Annotated in this window: 15 protein-coding genes; 2 read left to right on the top strand and 13 right to left on the bottom strand. The window is 40.2% G+C overall.

Annotated elements, in window-relative coordinates; all coding sequences use genetic code 11:
- Positions 1-16: 16 nt before the first annotated feature.
- The 10 genes from WA1_RS39920 to WA1_RS39875 form a co-directional block, all read right to left on the bottom strand.
- Positions 17-682 (bottom strand): M10 family metallopeptidase C-terminal domain-containing protein, encoded by a 666-nt coding sequence (locus WA1_RS39920; RefSeq protein WP_017748582.1) that lies wholly within the window; start codon positions 680-682, stop codon positions 17-19.
- 43 nt (positions 683-725) lie between these two features.
- A complete protein-coding gene (locus WA1_RS39915) occupies positions 726-1,526 on the bottom strand; it encodes a peptidylprolyl isomerase (protein WP_017748581.1) in 801 nt (266 codons plus the stop codon).
- Between the two features lie 50 nt (positions 1,527-1,576).
- Positions 1,577-2,611, bottom strand: coding sequence for an aldo/keto reductase (locus tag WA1_RS39910; RefSeq protein ID WP_017748580.1), 1,035 nt, complete (start codon positions 2,609-2,611; stop codon positions 1,577-1,579).
- On the bottom strand, positions 2,608-3,708 hold the full coding sequence (locus tag WA1_RS39905; protein ID WP_017748579.1) for a T3SS effector HopA1 family protein: 1,101 nt from the start codon (positions 3,706-3,708) through the stop codon (positions 2,608-2,610). The genes WA1_RS39910 and WA1_RS39905 overlap by 4 nt, the downstream gene beginning before the upstream one ends.
- Before the next feature lie 67 nt (positions 3,709-3,775).
- Positions 3,776-4,954, bottom strand: a complete 1,179-nt coding sequence (locus WA1_RS39900; RefSeq protein WP_017748578.1) for a phosphotransferase family protein — start codon at positions 4,952-4,954, stop codon at positions 3,776-3,778.
- Positions 4,955-5,274: 320 nt separating this feature from the next.
- Positions 5,275-5,517: a hypothetical protein gene (locus tag WA1_RS39895; protein WP_017748577.1), complete on the bottom strand. Its 243-nt coding sequence runs from the start codon at positions 5,515-5,517 to the stop codon at positions 5,275-5,277.
- Between the two features lie 301 nt (positions 5,518-5,818).
- The gene (locus WA1_RS39890) at positions 5,819-6,040 is read right to left on the bottom strand and encodes a hypothetical protein (protein WP_017748576.1); all 222 of its coding nucleotides are present in this window, start codon (positions 6,038-6,040) and stop codon (positions 5,819-5,821) included.
- A 77-nt stretch (positions 6,041-6,117) separates the two neighbouring features.
- On the bottom strand, positions 6,118-6,348 hold the full coding sequence (locus tag WA1_RS39885; RefSeq protein WP_017748575.1) for a hypothetical protein: 231 nt from the start codon (positions 6,346-6,348) through the stop codon (positions 6,118-6,120).
- Between the two features lie 431 nt (positions 6,349-6,779).
- Positions 6,780-8,291 (bottom strand): M16 family metallopeptidase, encoded by a 1,512-nt coding sequence (locus tag WA1_RS39880; RefSeq protein ID WP_026135224.1) that lies wholly within the window; start codon positions 8,289-8,291, stop codon positions 6,780-6,782.
- A gap of 53 nt (positions 8,292-8,344) precedes the next feature.
- Positions 8,345-9,859: a M16 family metallopeptidase gene (locus WA1_RS39875; RefSeq protein ID WP_017748573.1), complete on the bottom strand. Its 1,515-nt coding sequence runs from the start codon at positions 9,857-9,859 to the stop codon at positions 8,345-8,347.
- Positions 9,860-10,068: 209 nt separating this feature from the next.
- On the opposite strand from WA1_RS39875, the gene WA1_RS39870 reads away from it, so the two are divergent.
- Positions 10,069-10,686 (top strand): TetR/AcrR family transcriptional regulator, encoded by a 618-nt coding sequence (locus tag WA1_RS39870; protein WP_017748572.1) that lies wholly within the window; start codon positions 10,069-10,071, stop codon positions 10,684-10,686.
- A 32-nt stretch (positions 10,687-10,718) separates the two neighbouring features.
- On the opposite strand, the gene WA1_RS39865 is transcribed toward WA1_RS39870, so the two are convergent.
- The 3 genes from WA1_RS39865 to WA1_RS39855 form a co-directional block, all read right to left on the bottom strand.
- The gene (locus WA1_RS39865) at positions 10,719-11,162 is read right to left on the bottom strand and encodes a DUF4332 domain-containing protein (RefSeq protein WP_026135222.1); all 444 of its coding nucleotides are present in this window, start codon (positions 11,160-11,162) and stop codon (positions 10,719-10,721) included.
- 87 nt (positions 11,163-11,249) lie between these two features.
- On the bottom strand, positions 11,250-11,459 hold the full coding sequence (locus tag WA1_RS39860) for a DUF6887 family protein (RefSeq protein WP_419183631.1): 210 nt from the start codon (positions 11,457-11,459) through the stop codon (positions 11,250-11,252).
- 159 nt (positions 11,460-11,618) lie between these two features.
- Positions 11,619-12,779: a pentapeptide repeat-containing protein gene (locus WA1_RS39855; protein WP_017748569.1), complete on the bottom strand. Its 1,161-nt coding sequence runs from the start codon at positions 12,777-12,779 to the stop codon at positions 11,619-11,621.
- Positions 12,780-13,002: 223 nt separating this feature from the next.
- Between WA1_RS39855 and WA1_RS39850 the strand changes: the two genes are divergently transcribed.
- Positions 13,003-14,145, top strand: coding sequence for an IS4 family transposase (locus tag WA1_RS39850; RefSeq protein WP_026135404.1), 1,143 nt, complete (start codon positions 13,003-13,005; stop codon positions 14,143-14,145).
- Positions 14,146-14,412 lie beyond the last annotated feature (267 nt).

Genomic DNA, 14,412 nt, shown 5'->3' with positions numbered 1-14,412 from the left:
CTTACACATTTAGGATTCAACCAAGGTCAAAGTTTTGAGCAGTGAATAGAGCTTGGTTAGTTATATCTGTTTGATTTACTAAGTTACCAAGAACACTTATCGAACCACCTTGATTGAGGTCTTGGGAGTAAACGACTCGGGAAAAGCCGAGGTTAAGGTTGAAGTAGACAAAAAAACCTTTTGTTGCTGTAATGGCATTGTTATCTGCGATCGCTTTTGCAGCAGCAGCAGCATTGGGAAATGGGTCTAACAAAACGAGTAGATTGCTATCTCCGTAAAGCTGGGAGCTATTTCCGGCTTGAAAAGTGAGTTTGTCAACGCCAAACTGCTGTTTATTAAAGGACACCTTATCTTCTGCAAATCGGAAATCCGTCAGCACATCTGTTTGTGTTGGTGTACCATCATAAAATGGGTAATCAGAGAACAAGAAGGTGTCTTTACCCTCTCCGCCAGTGAGAGTGTCTGCTCCACGACCACCACTAAGGACATCGTTACCGTACCCACCATCAATGGTATCGTCGCCATTCCCACCATAGATTACGTCGTCACCATAATCACCAACAAGAGCGTCATTGCCATCTCCGCCAGCAATGACAACAGAGCCTGAGTAACTGTTGTTGCTACTAGATTCTGTCAATCCAGAAATGTTGTAACCACTGGAAAAATCTACCACAGTTAGCATACTACTTCCTCCTTCTCAGACTGATTTAAGTAGTTCAGTCAACCTACTGCTGGTTGAAATTCTTCAAATTCTGAATCCAAACTTGAAACATTGAGTTCATGATTTGCTCTCTCACCGATTCATTAAGTTCTGTTGGAAACCATTTTTCTACACGCAGAACATGATATCCTAATTTTGTTTGAACCGGACCAACAATGTCGCCTTCTTTAACATTGGTAATAGCTTGCTCAATTTCTGTCATGAGTTCTACCAAAAAACGAACTCCAACAAAGCCTCCATTTTCTTGGGACTGTTTACCTTTTGAGTATTCCAAAGCTAAAGCACTGAAAGAAGCGTGACCCTCTCGCAATATATGGATGATTTTCCAAGCAGTTGCTAAATCCGCAGCCAGTATCTGTGAGAGCGCTACGCGTCTGTACCTGTTGCGGTTGTTAATATAACCACCATCTACAAGTGCGCCAAACAGGTGTTCCTTGAGCTTTCGCTCTAACAAAGAGACTCTAATTCCTTCCGACCAGTCTTCTAAACTGATGCGCTGTTGGTCAAGCCAAGCCATAGTTTCTGTAGTTCCCCACAATTTGTGTTCTTGACGGAAAGCATCTCCAGCTGCTTGCCATTCCTCGTCGGATACTGTAATTCCTAACTTCTCACAGTTAGTTAAAATCAATGCATCCCGCTCAGCAAAAGTGGCGATTTCGGCAAATTTTGCTGAATGTCGTAAATAAGTTACAATGTCAATGTCTGTTGCAGGAGGAACTATCACAGGAGTAGAGATTCCATCCTGCGATCGCTCTTTGTTAGCGGTTAGTGTGGATGGTTTTGCTTGCTCTAATTGTTCGGGCATAATTTTATAATATTGCGATTATTGAAAGTACACTACAAACAGTTATCAAATTATCGAGAACTGCCAACCAGTAAGCGTTCCGTAGGAATTTCGTTGGGTTTTATATGATTGCGATGCAAATCCCCATACAGGTTAAGGTAGTCTAATTCTTGCTGGGTGAACTTACCTTTCTGGATGCTTGCAAGCGCTGCATCAACTTCTTGACGATTTCGCCAACCTGCTAAAGCAACATCAACACTATTTTGGCTCAAGGAATAGCGATATAAATCTGGAACTGAAGGTACCCAGCATTCTCTTGGCAACCCAGCAGGTGGTTCCCAGAGAGAACCCATCATCCCTGCTGACTTAAAGGTGACTATACCGGGACGCTGCGGATCGTTAGCATCCAAATGAGTAAAAACCTTCTTTTGCGCTGTACGGTGAGCAACATTGTGTCGCACCATGACAACATCCAATAAAGGACTATGCATCCACTGTTGTGCTAAGTCTAGATCGTGGAAAGACGCACCAATATAGCGAACGATACCCATTTTTTTCATCCGCTCGCAAGTGCCGAACCATCTCTCAATTTGTCGTTGAAATACGCTGTTTGGACCTCGCAAGTCGTTAGAGACACCCAAGCAATCCTGCATCGCTTGATTATCTTTACTACCAATCCATCCCCAAAAGAACACATCAATATAATCCATTCGCAAATCTGCCATTTGATCCAGTAAAGCAGATAATACTGAATCTGGACTTTTGAGTACGTAAGTTACAGTTGCTAAAACCACCTTTTCTCTTACTGAAGACCGCCGTCCGCACAGCTTCCTTAGCGTATCAGCCATCGAACTGTAAAGAAAGTGGTGTAAATCGCTAGAGTAGAAGAAATAATTAATTCCTTGCTCAAAAGCGTACATTGTATCCTCACTAGAGATGTGTCCACCACCACCCAATCCCAGACAACTGACTGTCAGGTCTGTTCTTCCTAGTTTGCGGTAAAAAGGTAAATTGGTTTCAGGAAATCGACCTTTAACCGAGGGATGTTGCGGTACAACTAGTGTCGGTTCTGCCGCAGTTTGTCCTTTTAAGTCAGTAATTTTCATAATTGTAATGGCGTATAAATGTCTTCAGAATTAGCATTGAGGTATGGGCGTTGCATTTCAATTGAGTACAGAGCAAACTCTTGACGAATAGCTGTCATGCGGTTTTCGGGTGAGTCATCTCCCTGTTGCCAAGCCGCTAACAAACCATTAGCAACCATTTGACAGCGATTCATACCAAAACTTTCCTGTTCGGCAAACTTATACCTTGGTTCTTCAGCAAGTGTCAGTCCTGGGGCTAGCACCTTGGTAAACAAAGGTCCAAGTGTATTAAAGTAAAACTGATTTTCGACATAAACCTTTTGCAGCACTGACTGGATGACTTGATAGTGCTTCTTGTCAAAATAGAGAACCGCTGAGTCGTGACGTTTGTAATCGTCCGGATTGTATAAGGCTTTAAAACTAAAGGGTATTGATATAGCGTTTATTTCGGCAGTTAAGCTGTTCATAACAGCAGTTGCACCTGAAGGTGTTAAGTTGAAGTAAACACGCACACAATCCTGATGATTTTGAGGACCTGCGTTACCAACCGCCATGTAAAATCCGTTTTGCACCATATTCTTGGGCATCCGAATGGCAATTAAATCCCCAACAGTAGCTGTTTGCTGTTCTGGTGTGAGATGGCGATCGCGAGTAGCATAGACTGTTAAACCATTCTTATTGACTGCTAAGCTGCTATCACTGTCATGTTTTACCACTCGCCAACCAGAACTCAAGAAGCCTTGACCATGATTAAAAGAGTGTAATTGGTCGTAGAATTCCAAATCTATGCCCAGATACGTGTTGTTCTCTAGATTTTTATGCAATGTCTCGTTTGACTCTTCACTGTCAAGCGCAAGAGTCTCTTTTAGAGAACCGTTGTAATAAATCCCGTAAAGAAAAGAACTTATTTGTAAGCTCAAATACTTGTTTTGCAAAACTTCTGGTAAGTGCTGAAAACGGGCAACGGCTTCTTTGGGCAATTCCAAAGGTTTATAATCAGGGTGGCTAATATGAAAAGTTGACTCGATTTTAAGCTTGTGAACGATCTCTTGCAGCTCCTGATGTAATCGTTCTGATGCAGCTTCTGATTGATTTAAATGTGAATCCAACAGTTGCATGAGATTTCTCTGTGCGATTTTTCAAGAAATAGAAGACAGTGGAATTCGCTTTACTTTTTGTTCCCATCTATATAGGTACTAAAGTTTTAGCAACAAGTTGTGATGCATCTATGCCAAAAATCGTAGGAATGGAAGCTTGTGGACGGCATAATAAACTTTTAGCAACCTGAAGCATACAAATACCCGTATTGCCAAAGGATTTTTGATACTGAATTGTTGCTAATATTTGCTGAATCAAGACCAAACCAGAAAATTGTATAATTCTGTTTAAGAAATCTGGACGATGCTGCAATATTTCTGGAAACTCAGTGAAATAAGCACTGACCAAAGCAACAAGAGAAGGCTGGAGTTGTTCTAATGGAGTTGTTGCCATCTTTAATGATTCGTCTATGCTCATTTCTTTCCTAGTAATCAAGCTGTTTAGCCATAATTGCAGGTAGCTAGCAATTAACGTACCCACGTCAAACGCTGGATCTCCCCAGCATGAACGTTCCCAATCAATCAGGCGCAAGATACTTGTGTTTGGTGAATCAGCTTTCAAAAGGGCTTGCTCCCAACTGCTAGACAATAAAATGTTGTTCAGCTTTAAGTCATTGTGGGTCAAGCAACTGACACAACTAGCAGCAGTCAGTTCTGCGATCGCAGTTCCCAAGCTATCGTAACGTTGATACAGAGTAAAGAACTTTAGCCCATCAGCAGGAACTAAACCAAAAATTTCTGGAGTAATCCGCTCCAAATGACTAACCACATTAGGTATAGAGTCGTTTTTTAGGTCTTCATAGGTTGCTAAGAAGTCTCGATACTCTTGTCGATTGAACGTGCGACAATGAATTTTCCCTAGAATTTTGCCTATTTCTTCAGCAATGACCGTAGAAAAAATATTTTCTTTCGTGTAAAACTCCATCAAATCACGATAGTCAACCAAGTAGTTAAAAACAATGATTGACTCCCTTGCATCGTAATGAAGTACCTCCGAAACCCAGCCACTTATTTGGCTCAATTCCGGAAATTCTTGTAAGAATGAGTGAATTCTCCATTCCCGTAAAAATTCACCAGCAGTCTTTCCCTTTCGGTCACGACGCTCTTGCTTCACCAAAATTTTACGACTTTCTGACAAACTCAGTAATAAGTTGAAATTTTTGGCGTATTTGAGTTCAACCTTACTCTTGGCTTCATCTTCCGAATCGCAGAGTCCGCGATCTGCTAAGTATTTAAAAACGTTTTGACGGCTTAATAAAAATGTCATAACTTAGTTTTTCGTAGAAACGATGAGCTACTAACCTTATTATGTGAGCCAACTTGCTACTTAACTTCTTATTATAAAGATAATTGTTGATTGAATTTCCTTCAGTCAATTTTTATCGTCTAATTTTTGAGACATAATTTCTAGATTTATGTCTTTACTTTGGAAGTATCTTAATTGGGATACTTACCCTCAGAATTGAATTCTGGAGCTATACAAACAAAACCCACCTACATGGACTACAATAAAGTCCCCGTAGGCGGAATTTGTTTGTGTAGCCCCACTCTTCTAGAGTGAGGGCATTTTGGCAAAGGTATTGCTACTTATCCTCCAACAAATGAGTTAGTATTTCCTATTGTATTTGCATTGATTGTGTTGGCGTTAGCAGTAACAACAGTAGCAGCAAAAACCGAGATATTATCAAGCTCAACAACGACTATAGATCGCAATCTATTTCCTCCAACAACCATCATTTCACTTTCTGTCAGTTCATGAAGATAGTTCTCGGAATCTTCAAATAGTTTATGACCAGCAGGACGCAAATCAGAAATTTTGATAGCAGACATTAATTTACTCCAAATTTACTAACTTTATTAAATGGAACGTGTCATTTCATTCCAATATCAATATCATTAGTATCAAAATCAGTTAATTAACACAATATATTTTGGATTTTGTTTGGGACACAACTTCTTTATTTAGGTCTTGGTAGTCAGATTTGTGAAAATCTAAATATAGAGATTTTTTCAAATTCTATAAGAATTCTATTTGACTTGTGAAAATTCACTATCTCCATTACAGATCCCCGACTTCTTTAAGAAGTCGGGGATCTCGCTTTTCAACTGATAACGAGAGGGTTATGTAGTTCTAGTAGGCAATTACTGTGTTTACATTGCCGAAAGTATTGGCATTAGCTGTGTTGCCCACAACAGTTTGTGCGGTAATAGAGATACCAAGAGTACCATTAAATGCAAATCCACCTTCTAAACCAAGCATATCGCGCTCGTTAAGCTCGTTTAAGAAGCTCTCAGAATCTTGGAATAATTCAGAACCAGCAGGACGCAATTCAACAATTTTGATGCTAGCCATTTTGTTTTCTCCTTGTAGTTCATGATTGAGTAGACTGTTAAAAATAACTCAGTTTTAGAGAACTCAGTTATTAGATATTACAAAAGAATGACTGTATTAACGTTGCCTCCAGTATTGGCATTAACAGTGTTGCCAACTACTGTTTGAGCAGTGATGGAGACACCGACAGAGCCATTACTTACGAACCAGTATCCACCACCTTCTAAACCAGCCATTTCGCGCTCGTTGAGCTCGTTCAAAAAACTTTCAGAATCTTGAAACAACTCAGAACCAGCAGGACGCAATTCAGATATTTTGATATTAGCCATTTTTCCCTTGAGGTAATTAACTAAGTGTTTCTTTGATTAAACTTACTGTTTAATCATGCTTTTATTCTGTAAGTATCAAATTATAAAATCAAGCCTTTTTACTAGCTTGAATAGACGAAAATCAAGGTTTTATGTCTTCATTTTGATGAAAAATTTTATGATTTTTCCTACTTTTCTTACCTATGAGAAATAAAAAATTAAGTACAAACAGGATAGTATTCTCAATACTACTCAGTTAAGAGTTGTTCGCGCTATGAGAAACCCGGTTTCTTTGAGAAACCGGGTTTCTGTTCTGGCTTAGGAGAGCAGTATTGACATAAACTCAGGAGTTTTGTCTTTAAAAGTATGGGAGTAGTCTTATCTATAAATTTGTAGGGGCGCAAGGCCTTGCGCCCCTACTCATGGATCTGTTGTAAACATTTTTGATATGACTATTGTTTCACAGCTGCTTGAGGTCGTGGCGAACCGGGAATAGTGACATCTATCGGTGTCACCTCTGCTGATAACTGAGTCAAAGGTGGCTTGATAGCCGTTTGATTTCCAACGACTAAAGTAACCAAATTCTCAGGTTTGAGGTATTTCTTAGCAACCCGCAGTACGTCAGCAGCTGTGGTTGCAGCTACCGCTTTTTGATAGCGGAACAGGAAATCAGATGGATAGCCGTAATATTCATACCGCATAAGACGCGACAGCGTTTGACTGGGGTCTTCAAAATTAAAGACAAAAGAATTAAGAGTCGATTCTTTTGCAAAAGCTAATTCTTGCGGCGTCACAGGTTCTGCTTGCAAACGCTTGATTTCTGCTTGAACGGCTTTCACAAACTGTACCGTAGCATTAGAACGGGTTTGTCCGCCTGCAAGGAACAAACCAGGGTAATCATAGCGAGGACTCCAGGAACCATACACGGAATAAGCCAAACCTTGACGGGAACGCACTTCATTAAACAAGCGTCCGCCAAATCCAGTTAATACCCCGTTCAATACATCCAATGCTGGATAATCGGGATTGTTAAAGACTCCTCCCAAATGCCCAATCAAAATATTACTCTGAGTCAATTGGCGCTGGTTGACAAAAAAGACGCCACTTTTTTTCGCTTGCGATACCAGAGGTAACTGAGGTTTAGTCATTTTGGGGTTAGATTTCCAATCACCCAACTTTGCTTGAATGAGTGATCGCATTTTTTGAGAGTTAAAATCCCCCACAATTCCCAAAATAATATTATTAGGGTAAAAAGACTTCTGGTAAAACTTAACCAAATCCTCACGAGAGATATTGTTTAAAGTCGCATACTCCACCGTGCGAGCATAAGGACTTTCCGAACCGTAGATCAATTTCTGAAATTCCCGATTGGCAATGTCATCCGGATCGTCGTTGCGACGGGAAATAGCACCCCGTACTTGAGTTTTTGCCAATTCCAATTTGTCCTGAATAAAGGCTGGTTCCCGCAGCACTTCTGCAAACAGCCCAAAAACCGTTTCTACATCCTCAGTCAGCGCTTCAAAACCAGCACTCCCAGACGATTCGCCAATACCAGTTTCTACTGAAGCCGCCCGTTGTTCTAACAATTGGTTAAGCTCATCTGGAGAATGCTTCAGAGTTCCACCAGACCTCATAACCGTACCTGTCAACTGAGCCAAACCAACTTTATCTCCTGGTTCAAAGCGATCGCCTGTACGTACCAATGCCGATCCACTCACCAACGGCAATTCGTGATTTTCCATCAAATACACGACCATGCCGTTATTCAACACATACCGTTCGTATTTCGGTAATTTTACCTCAGGGATTCGCGAAAATCGTAATTCCGTATAGTGCTTTGCTGGCGTCGCCGCTTCTGTAAGATTCAGCATTCCCAAACACAGCAACGGAACAAGGGCAAAACAAACCACCAGCGAGTTTAACAACCTTTTCACCTTATATCTTGTATGCACGTACCTCTTCATTATTTATCTACTCCTTCTTCAGCGTCCCCAGCATCTGGTGTGTTCCATTCCTCTTACCTTTGTTTCGACAACAGCTTGCCGATAGTACGATTGTCTGGTGAAAATGTTGCTTTTGCCACTCGCTGAACATCAGCAGTTGTTACAGCTTCAATTGCATCTAATTGCTTAAACAAATTTCGCCAAGAACCAGTTTTCACTTCATACTCCAACAACTGCTGCGCCATTCCCATATTAGAGTCCAATGTACGCAACAAACCTGCCCTAGCTTGTGTTTTCACGCGATCCAACTCAGTTGCTGAAACAAGTTCAGTTTTCAACCTATCAATTTCCTTTCGCAAAGCCACAGCCACTTCATCAACGCTGTGACCGGGAGCCGTGAGAGCATAGAATAACATCAAATTAGGATATTTATCTCCCGGAAATCCGCTAAACCCCTGTGCTGCTAGTGCCAATCGTTGTTTTTCTACCAAAGACTTGTACAGCCGTGAGGTACGCCCATCACTTAGCAAACTGTTGATAATGTCATAGACTGCTTGGTCGGGATGTGTAATTGCCGGACGGTGGTAACCTTCCAAATACCAAGGTTGTGAAGGTAGGTTTAAACTTACCTCTCGTGTTTCTGTTTGCTTTGGTTCTGTTGGGATTTTGCTAATAAATTTTGGTTTTGCTTTGAAGCGTCCAAAGTAAATTTGTGCTAGCCTTTTGACTTCAATCGGATTGACATCACCAACAACCGCAATTGTCAAATTACTCGGAACATAATATGTCTCAAAAAACTTCTGCACGTCATCTGTTGATAAATTGCGGATATCTTCGTCATAACCAATGACTGGACGCCTGTAGGGATGAACTTTGAAAGCAGCATCGATAAACTTTTCAATCATCATTCCAATGGGTGAATTTTCCACCCGCATCCGTCGTTCTTCTAAAATCACATCTTTTTCTTTAAAAAACTCGCGACGAAGAACGGGGTCGAGAAATCTTTCTGATTCCAGCGACATCCACAGTTCTAATTTATTAGCAGGAAAGCTGTAAAAATAACGGGTTGCTTCTGTAGATGTATTGGCGTTTAAGCCTACACCTCCTGCTTGTTCTACAATTCGCCCCAGTTCGTTTTGCTTGACAACTTTGACCGCTTGTGCCTCTACCTTCTCAAATTCAGCTTGTAATCTAGCAACTTCATCCTGTTTGCCAGCAGCCTGTGCTGTTTTGATTTGTGCTGCTATTTGATCCAGGCTATCTAGTAATGGTTTTTCTAAATTGTAATTTTTAGTACCAATAAGAGTTGTGCCTTTAAATGCTAAATGTTCTAGAAAGTGCGCTACACCTGTTTTTCCGTTAGGTTCGTCTATGCCACCTACATCAGCATAAGTTAAAAAAGAAACAACAGGAGCTTGATGCCGTTCTAAAACAATGAACTTCATGCCATTGTCAAGGCGGAACTCTGTTAACTGCTTAATAACACGATTTAAATATGGTTGAATCGAAGTTTGAGCAGTTTTTGGGGCTTGTGTTCTTGCGACAGCAACTCCAGGTAGCAAACCCCACCAAAGAAGCACTACCGCCATCAATGTAGCAAAATATCTTTTTACTTTCCTTTGGTATAAGCAACTCAGCCTGTTCATAAGCAACAATAAAATTAAAGATCTATTACAACAAAAATAAGTGGCTTTGCCAACAGTCTTCTTAATCTTGTATTAAGCTTTCCCCAGTTGTTCTACTTAACGTTAGACAATAATGCTACAAATCCTGTTCCGGATATATCACTATAACTATTATGCGAGTTTTTAATTCTCCCCCACCCTCAGAAGCACAAACACGCGATCGCATTCTCAATGCGGCTAGGCGTTTGTTTGCCGCTCAAGGATTTGATGGTACGACCACCCGCGACTTAGCACAAGCCGCTAGTGTTGCAGAAGGGACTCTGTTCCGTCATTTTCCCAATAAAAAGGCGATTTTAGTTGAGGTAGCGACTCAAGGATGGGTGGAGATTCTGACAGACTTGCTGACAGAACTGAGTGAAATGGGTAGCTATAAAGCGGTTGCTCAAGTCATGCGCCGGAGGATGTGGAATATGCAGAAGAATGCCGATCTCATGCGCGTTTGTTTCATGGAAGCACAATTTCATCCAGATTTGCGCGATCGCATTCAGTTAGAAGTCATTACAAAGATGACAGACGTTGCAGAGGCATTCTTTCAAACGGCGATGGACAAAGGAGTTTATCGGAAGATGGATGCCAACCTCGTTGCTAAAGTTTTCTTAGGTATGTTTGCCGTTGCGGGCTTTTCCAACAATACCCTTATGGAACCTAACGCTTCTCCAACAGAAATGCAGGCAATGGCAGAAGGGCTAGCAGAGATTTTTCTCAATGGAGTGTTAGTTAGGGATCAGTGACCAGTGACCAGTGACCAGTGACCAATCACCAATTACCAATCGCCAATCACTTTTGCTTGATAACTCCATTGTTGAACTTGCTCGACAGAAGGACACAAATCGCGACTTTGCATTGTTGCAACGACAAGGCGTAAGATTTGTTTGTGCAATTTGTGAACGGGAATAGCAGCTAACTGTGTTACAGAAATCACACCAGCATGGAGTAATAAACCGCAATACTGTGTTCCAACACTGGGGATGCGAGCCAAATCGGCTAAAGCGACCCATTTATGAATATACTGAACGTGAATTTGTAATTCGTTTGCTAGTGCTAACTTGGTCGCGGAGGTCTTTCCATGTTTCACCAATGCGACTGTAGTCGTAATACCGCAATTCTCTAGTTGAGATTGTTCTTCTTGGCTCAATCCGGGTAGTTGTGCGATCGGCCAATCGCAGGCTAAGATACTACCTACTCTTGTTTTTTGCTTTAGAGACATTTTAAATTCAAAACTCTGTTCTTTAAATATTCTGGCAAATAATACAGTGCCAGTGACCAGTGACCAGTGACCAGTGACCACTTGTTCTTACTGCTCTGCTTGTTTTATCTTCTCAATCAAGAGTGCTTCTACCTTACTCTTGGGATCGGTAAGTTCAAAGGGGTAGGCTTGATAAGGTGCATTGGGATCGTGGCGGCTCATCAGCACTTCCAATACTGCCCGAAAAGCTTCATCATTATTCCTATGTTGTGAAATATACTGTTTAAGTTCAGTATTTGTCATTTGTTGTAAGTTTATGTGTCATAACACGAAATCCCAATTACCATCTTCTTTTATTATGATTGCAAGCTCATCAGTCGTTCCAGCCTGAATCTGGCAACTGATCACTCCTCAATTTTCGCCAAATGTAGCGTAACAGAAGTTAACGATCGTTGATCGCTGGTCACTGGTCACTGGTCACTGATTAAAGATTGGCAGGTTAGTCCCTTGAGAACCGTTCCTGTTTAAGTCCATCTCGCGATCGCTTTCTTGCACCTCAAGTCCCCAGAGAAGACGCCATTCTGTTTCCAACTGTGTTGCTCGATTAATTTTGACACAAGTTAGTTTAGCACCATGTAAATTTGCTCCTCTAAGGTTAGCCCCTTCTAAATTCGCCCCTTCTAAATTCGCCCCTTCTAAATTCGCATCCCTCAAGTCGGCATTCTTCAAATTCGCACTACTGAGGTTAGCATTCCTTAAATCCGAACCAATAAGGATAGCTTCCTTAAGTTTAGCTTCACTAAGATTGGTCTCCCGAAGAATTGCGCTTTTAAGGTTTGCATTCCTAAGCTTGGTACTGCTCATATAAGCCTGACTAAGGTTCGCACCCAACAGTTGGGCATTGCTAAGATTTACACTCCAAAAGTAGACACCAGTAAGGTTAGCATTGTTAAGATTGGCTTCCTTCAAGTCAGCATTGCTAAGGTTGGCATTGCTGAGATTAGCTTCCTTCAAGTTAGCATTGCTGAGGTTGGCGTTACTGAGATTGGCTTCCTTCAAATTGGCATGACTGAGGTTAGCATCTACTAGCCGAACACTGCTGAGGTTAGCTTTCTGAAGGTTAGCACCACTGAGATTTGCACCGATTAATTGAGCATCACTGAGATTGCTATTACACAAGTTGGCTTGACTGAGATTGGCATAATTTAGGCTAGAGCCACTTAGGTAAGCACTACCAAGATCGATACCTGGTAGCTGAGTGTTACTTAAGTTAGCAAGAATTAAATTAACAGGAGTAGCATCTTGACTTTGAGATGTTAAATCTATAATTTCTTGAAGAGAATTAAATTGACTGCCAAGTTCTTGTTCTGTACTCTCTTCATTACACGAATCTCGCTCTGGGGATAATGTCAATACTTCTTGAAAAGCTTGGGCGACTTTCTTTTTTTTGCTCTTAATAAAAAATAAAGCACACAAGCATAAATACAAACTAGCAACAAATATTGATATATTTCCTTGTGTAAGTATCAGCATGAGTGTAGAGCCAAAACCAAATAAAATCAATTGCTTGATTAACACGCTCGATCCAGCCTTAGCTTCTTTATCCAAACTAGCCTGTTCTCGATTGGTATTAGCCATTCTCAGTTCCTTCCTCTACTTTTTTAAAAATTATAGAAAAAATTAGCTAAATCTCCTAAAATAATAAATCTGGGTTTCTCTTTACAGTCTTTAATACTATTTTCTTAAGTTAAGTGCTGAAGGGGCGACAAAATAGCCTGAAAAGCTTATGAGTTCAAGTGTGCAGCAATTTGTGGTAAAAAAAGATAGGTCTACCTTTGTCAACAAGACCTATCTAATGACAATGATACCTTCATTTTACCAAATACACTTAAAAAGTCAATTTAGCCCAACCGAATACTTACTGCTAACAATTTTAATTAATGTTATACAGTCAATTAAAAAAGTTAGTTTAGAAGCGTTAGCAACAAATCTCCCAATCCCTATTTTATTTGAAAGCAGACGAAAAAAATTACAAAGATTTTTATCATTACCATTCTTAACAATTGAAAAAATTTGGTTTCCGATTGTTACCACATGGTTGTCAACATATTTTCAATCTGACAAAATGATTTATGTAGTCATCGATCGCACTGCATGGGGTTGCATTAATTTATTTGTAATTAGTGTAGTTTGGGATAAAAGAGCCTTTCCTGTATATTTTGAACTCCTATCTAAGTTGGGAAGCAGTAATCTTAACGAACAAAAATTGTTAATCTCTCAAGTTTTACCAATTTTTAAGGATTACAAAATTTGTCTCTTGGGAGACAGGGAATTTTGTTCTGTCAAACTAGCAAGTTGGCTCAGAGAGCAAGGCATATCTTTTTGTCTTCGTTTGAAAAAAAACGAATTCATTGAAATGGAACATGAGATTTGGCAAGAGTTAAATGATTTAGGCTTATCACCAGGAATATCTTTCTTTTTACAAGGAGTTAAGGTCACTAAACAAAAAGGATTTACCAATTTTAATGTAGCTTGTAAATGGAGACGGAAAATTCAAGGAATAGCTCCAAAAGAAGGATGGTTTATTGCCACAAATTTAGTCACGCTAGAATTGGCGATCGCTGCCTATAAAAGAAGATTTGATATAGAAGAAATGTTTCGAGACTTTAAGAGCGGGGGTTATAATTTAGAAGATACTAAGGTCTCAAATAAACGCTTAATTTCTCTAATTTTATTAATAGCCATCGCATACACATCTGCCACAATACATGGACAACAAATTAAACAAAAAGGTGTTCAAAAATATGTGGGTCGCGTGAAAGAATACGGGCGGATTGAAAGGCGACACAGCAGTTTTTATATTGGATTATATGGTCAAACATGGGTTAATTTCATGGAATCATGTGAAGATTTAGTCACGGAATTAATGAGATTAAATCGCAATAAATTGAAGTATTATCAACGAGGTCTAAGAGCTATGGAGCTTATCCTATCTGCATCCTAGCTCTTTTGTCGCCCCGTCAGAGTTAAGTGACCAATTACGTATACTGTAGAAGCCCCTAAATTGATTTATAGAAAAAAGAAATTAATTCATTATTCAGATTCCAACGTTTGTAAGTATGGTGGTTTACTGGTCACTGGTCACTGGTCACTGGTCACTGGTCACTGGTCATTAACCTTACCTAACTTCAATTATTTTAAGACTTAAAATGAGTAGGGTGCAACTTGATTCATGGGATTTTGTCATATGTTTTTATTTATTTGCCAAAAA

It is taken from the genome of Scytonema hofmannii PCC 7110, assembly GCF_000346485.2.
Classification (GTDB): domain Bacteria; phylum Cyanobacteriota; class Cyanobacteriia; order Cyanobacteriales; family Nostocaceae; genus Scytonema; species Scytonema hofmannii.
This window is presented reverse-complemented; position numbering and strand designations above follow the sequence as displayed.

Excerpts from the sequence above, each read along its gene's own strand:
- WA1_RS39895 (WP_017748577.1), bottom strand. The coding sequence starts at position 5,517 with ATGTCTGCTATCAAAATTTCTGATTTGCGTCCTGCTGGTCATAAACTA.
- WA1_RS39870 (WP_017748572.1), top strand. The coding sequence starts at position 10,069 with ATGCGAGTTTTTAATTCTCCCCCACCCTCAGAAGCACAAACACGCGAT.
- WA1_RS39880 (WP_026135224.1), bottom strand. The coding sequence starts at position 8,291 with ATGAAGAGGTACGTGCATACAAGATATAAGGTGAAAAGGTTGTTAAAC.
- WA1_RS39890 (WP_017748576.1), bottom strand. The coding sequence starts at position 6,040 with ATGGCTAGCATCAAAATTGTTGAATTGCGTCCTGCTGGTTCTGAATTA.
- WA1_RS39905 (WP_017748579.1), bottom strand. The coding sequence starts at position 3,708 with ATGCAACTGTTGGATTCACATTTAAATCAATCAGAAGCTGCATCAGAA.
- WA1_RS39920 (WP_017748582.1), bottom strand. The coding sequence starts at position 682 with ATGCTAACTGTGGTAGATTTTTCCAGTGGTTACAACATTTCTGGATTG.
- WA1_RS39875 (WP_017748573.1), bottom strand. The coding sequence starts at position 9,859 with ATGGCGGTAGTGCTTCTTTGGTGGGGTTTGCTACCTGGAGTTGCTGTC.
- WA1_RS39915 (WP_017748581.1), bottom strand. The coding sequence starts at position 1,526 with ATGCCCGAACAATTAGAGCAAGCAAAACCATCCACACTAACCGCTAAC.
- WA1_RS39855 (WP_017748569.1), bottom strand. The coding sequence starts at position 12,779 with ATGGCTAATACCAATCGAGAACAGGCTAGTTTGGATAAAGAAGCTAAG.
- WA1_RS39850 (WP_026135404.1), top strand. The coding sequence starts at position 13,003 with ATGATACCTTCATTTTACCAAATACACTTAAAAAGTCAATTTAGCCCA.
- WA1_RS39885 (WP_017748575.1), bottom strand. The coding sequence starts at position 6,348 with ATGGCTAATATCAAAATATCTGAATTGCGTCCTGCTGGTTCTGAGTTG.
- WA1_RS39910 (WP_017748580.1), bottom strand. The coding sequence starts at position 2,611 with ATGAAAATTACTGACTTAAAAGGACAAACTGCGGCAGAACCGACACTA.
- WA1_RS39865 (WP_026135222.1), bottom strand. The coding sequence starts at position 11,162 with ATGTCTCTAAAGCAAAAAACAAGAGTAGGTAGTATCTTAGCCTGCGAT.
- WA1_RS39900 (WP_017748578.1), bottom strand. The coding sequence starts at position 4,954 with ATGACATTTTTATTAAGCCGTCAAAACGTTTTTAAATACTTAGCAGAT.